Below are 2,739 nucleotides of genomic sequence, written 5' to 3' on the forward strand. Positions count from 1 at the left end.
GGCTCGGGATTGTCCGCCAGCGTCGGCGCGATCGCGGCGCGGCTCTCGCTCACCGGATCGGGCGCAGCGGCATCCAAGCCCACCTCGGTCGCAAGGCTCACATTGATCCGCTCGGGGAAGACCGAGACCTCGCTACGCATCGTCTGCAGCGCGAGCACGCCCACCAGCGCGCCATGCAGCAGCACGGCGGCGCCGAGGCCGATCTTCTCTTCGTTCCTGAGCGCGATCTCTCCCATTCTGACCTCGGTTATGGGGCGCTAACTGAACCGTCGGTGACCAGCGAGATCGAGGTAAAGCCCGCGCGGCCCAACTCGCCCATAACCTGCATCACTCTGCCGTAATCGAGGCTGCGGTCGCCGCGCAGCACCACCAGCGGCGGCTCGCCCCCGCGTTGCAGGGCCTCGAGAGCGGAGGGGAGCCCTCCGGCGGGGACGGGCGCGTCCTCGATATAGATCGTGCCGCCCGCGTCGATCGAGACGGTGATCTGGTCGGGCTTTTCCTCCACCGGCGCGGCGCGGCTTTCGGGGAGTTCGACGGGGACGCCCACGGCGGGGAGCGTGACCGTCACCATGAAGATAATGAGGAGCACCAGCATCACGTCGACCAGCGGCGTGACGTTGATCTCCGACATGGCGGCGCGGCGCGAGCGGCGGGAGCCCTTGCGGGACGAGGCGAGCTTGGCCCCCATTACGCCTTGTCCAATTCCCGGCTGAGCCCGGTGTGAAGCTTGTCGGCGAACCTCTGCAACGCCGCCTCATAGCGGTCCACCGCCCCGCCGAAGCGGTTGTAGGCGATCACCGCAGGGATCGCCGCGAACAGCCCGATGGCGGTGGCGAACAGCGCCTCTGCGATGCCGGGGGCCACCACCGCCAGCGACGCACTCTGCTGCGCGCCGATCTGGAAGAAGGAGTTCATGATCCCCCACACCGTCCCGAACAGCCCGACAAAGGGCGCGACCGAACCGACGGTCGCAAGGAAGTTCAATCGCCCGGAAAGCTCATCGGCTTCTTCCGCAATCTGGCTGTCCATCACCGCGGCGATGCGCTGGCGGGCGGCGTCGCGGTCGACCGGCTGCTTGGCGGTGGACTTGCGCCACTCGTCGAGCCCGGCGGCGGCGACGCGCGCGGCGGGGACTTCCTTGCGCATCTGCTTGGTCAGCAGCCCCTCGCGGTCGCGCTGTTCCCAGAACTCGCCCTCGTATTCGCGCGATTTCTTGGAAAGGCCGCCGATCCGCAAGCTGAAGGAGACGATGATCATCCACACCCACACGCTCGCCAGGATGAGGCCGACCATCACGGCTTGCACGATGATGTCGGCCTGGACGAACAGCTCGACCGGATCGAGGCGGGTCGGAGCGGGCACGGCGGCGGCAAGCAGGTCGAACGTCACGGCGGTTACTGGTCCTCGTTCATGAAGGCGGCAAAGGCGGCGCGCCATTCGGCGGGTTGGCGGCGCGGGCGGCCATCTAGCGAGATGAAGCCGACACGCAAACTAGCCTCGCACAGGATTTGCTCCCCACGCCGCGAAATCTGGTGCATCCGGCACGAGGCCGCGCCGAGCTCGGTGCAGCGGGTTTCGATCACCACATCATCATCGAGCCGCGCAGGGGCGAGGTATTTCAGATTGACCTCGCTGAGCGCATAGGCCCCCTCCCCGCTCTCGATCGCGGCGCGCTGGTCGATGCCGAGCAGCCGCAGCAGGTCGGAGCGCGCGCGCTCGAACCAGCGCAGGTAGTTGGCGTGATAGGTGATCCCCGAAAGATCGGTGTCCTCGTAATAGACGCGCACCGCATAAAGATGCCGCGCGCCATCGAGGACGCCGCCGGGGGGAATGGGAGAGGTCATCGGGCCCTCACATGCCGTTTCCGTGTGAAGCCGCGATGAACGTTCACCGCCGCGCGATCATCGGGCCGAGAGGCTGCCCGCCGAAGATGTGGACGTGCAGGTGCGGCACCTCCTGCCCGCCATGCGCGCCGATATTGGCGAGCAGGCGGTAGCCGGGCTCGACCAGCCCCTTCATCCGCGCAACCTCGCCCACCGCGCGCACGAAGCCGGCGATCTCGGCGTCCGAGGCCTTCGCGCTGAAATCGTCCCAGCTGACATAGCGCCCCTTGGGGATCACCAGCGTGTGAACCTCTGCTTGGGGATTGATGTCTTCGAAGGCAAAGGCCCAGTCGTCCTCGTAGACCTTTTTCGAGGGGACTTCCCCGCGTAGGATCTTCGCGAAGATGTTGTTGTCATCATAGGGCAGGGTCGGGTCGATCGGCATCAGTCTTGGCTCCTGGCGGCTTTCTCGGCGATGCCCGAGGTGCCCTCGCGGCGGTCGAGCTCGGCGAGGACGGCCGCCAGCGGCACGCCCTTCTCGGCGAGCAGCACCATGAGGTGGAACATGAGGTCGGCGGCCTCTCCCACCAGTTCGGCCTCGTCCCCGGCGAGCGCGGCGATCACGGTCTCGGTCGCCTCCTCGCCGAGCTTCTGCGCGATCTTGGCGAGGCCCTTGGCGTGGAGCTTCGCGACATAGCTCTCCTCGGGCGAGGCGCTGAGGCGCTGGGCGATCGTGGCTTCGAGGCGGGCGAGGGTGTCCATGGGCACTCCCATAGATAAGCCGAGCCGACACTTAAAGCCCCTCCCCTTGCGGGAGGGGTTGGGGAGGGGACGAGGCCGAAGGCCTCGCGCGTGGCCGCTGGCGGTGGCCCCTCCCCCCGGCCCCCTCCCGCAAGGGGAGGGGGAGAATTAGCCC

The 2,739-nt window shown here is 67.6% G+C and carries 5 protein-coding genes and 1 pseudogene; all 6 read right to left on the bottom strand.

Annotated elements, in window-relative coordinates:
- Nucleotides 1-236, bottom strand: a pseudogene (locus tag AX692_RS12200) (energy transducer TonB); the annotation flags it as partial.
- Between the two features lie 11 nt (nt 237-247).
- Complete coding sequence (locus AX692_RS12205) at nt 248-688, bottom strand: ExbD/TolR family protein (protein WP_073974893.1); 441 nt, start codon at nt 686-688, stop codon at nt 248-250.
- Entirely contained in the window at nt 688-1,389 is a 702-nt protein-coding gene (gene tolQ, locus AX692_RS12210; RefSeq protein WP_073977413.1) for a protein TolQ, read from the bottom strand. The genes AX692_RS12205 and tolQ overlap by 1 nt, the downstream gene beginning before the upstream one ends.
- Before the next feature lie 5 nt (nt 1,390-1,394).
- Nucleotides 1,395-1,844 (bottom strand): YbgC/FadM family acyl-CoA thioesterase, encoded by a 450-nt coding sequence (locus AX692_RS12215; RefSeq protein ID WP_073974683.1) that lies wholly within the window; start codon nt 1,842-1,844, stop codon nt 1,395-1,397.
- A 43-nt stretch (nt 1,845-1,887) separates the two neighbouring features.
- Nucleotides 1,888-2,268, bottom strand: coding sequence for a histidine triad nucleotide-binding protein (locus AX692_RS12220; RefSeq protein ID WP_073974682.1), 381 nt, complete (start codon nt 2,266-2,268; stop codon nt 1,888-1,890).
- A complete protein-coding gene (locus AX692_RS12225) occupies nt 2,268-2,585 on the bottom strand; it encodes a phosphoribosyl-ATP diphosphatase (RefSeq protein ID WP_073974681.1) in 318 nt (105 codons plus the stop codon). Before AX692_RS12225 ends, AX692_RS12220 begins: the two co-directional genes overlap by 1 nt.
- Between the last annotated feature and the right edge of the window lie 154 nt (nt 2,586-2,739).

Origin of the sequence: Erythrobacter donghaensis, from assembly GCF_001557325.1 — a bacterium.
In the GTDB taxonomy this organism is placed as follows: domain Bacteria; phylum Pseudomonadota; class Alphaproteobacteria; order Sphingomonadales; family Sphingomonadaceae; genus Erythrobacter; species Erythrobacter donghaensis_B.

What these genes read in the sequence shown, in the direction of transcription:
- AX692_RS12205 (WP_073974893.1), bottom strand. Translation starts at nt 688, where the DNA reads ATGGGGGCCAAGCTCGCCTCGTCCCGCAAGGGCTCCCGCCGCTCGCGC.
- AX692_RS12215 (WP_073974683.1), bottom strand. Translation starts at nt 1,844, where the DNA reads ATGACCTCTCCCATTCCCCCCGGCGGCGTCCTCGATGGCGCGCGGCAT.
- AX692_RS12220 (WP_073974682.1), bottom strand. Translation starts at nt 2,268, where the DNA reads ATGCCGATCGACCCGACCCTGCCCTATGATGACAACAACATCTTCGCG.
- AX692_RS12225 (WP_073974681.1), bottom strand. Translation starts at nt 2,585, where the DNA reads ATGGACACCCTCGCCCGCCTCGAAGCCACGATCGCCCAGCGCCTCAGC.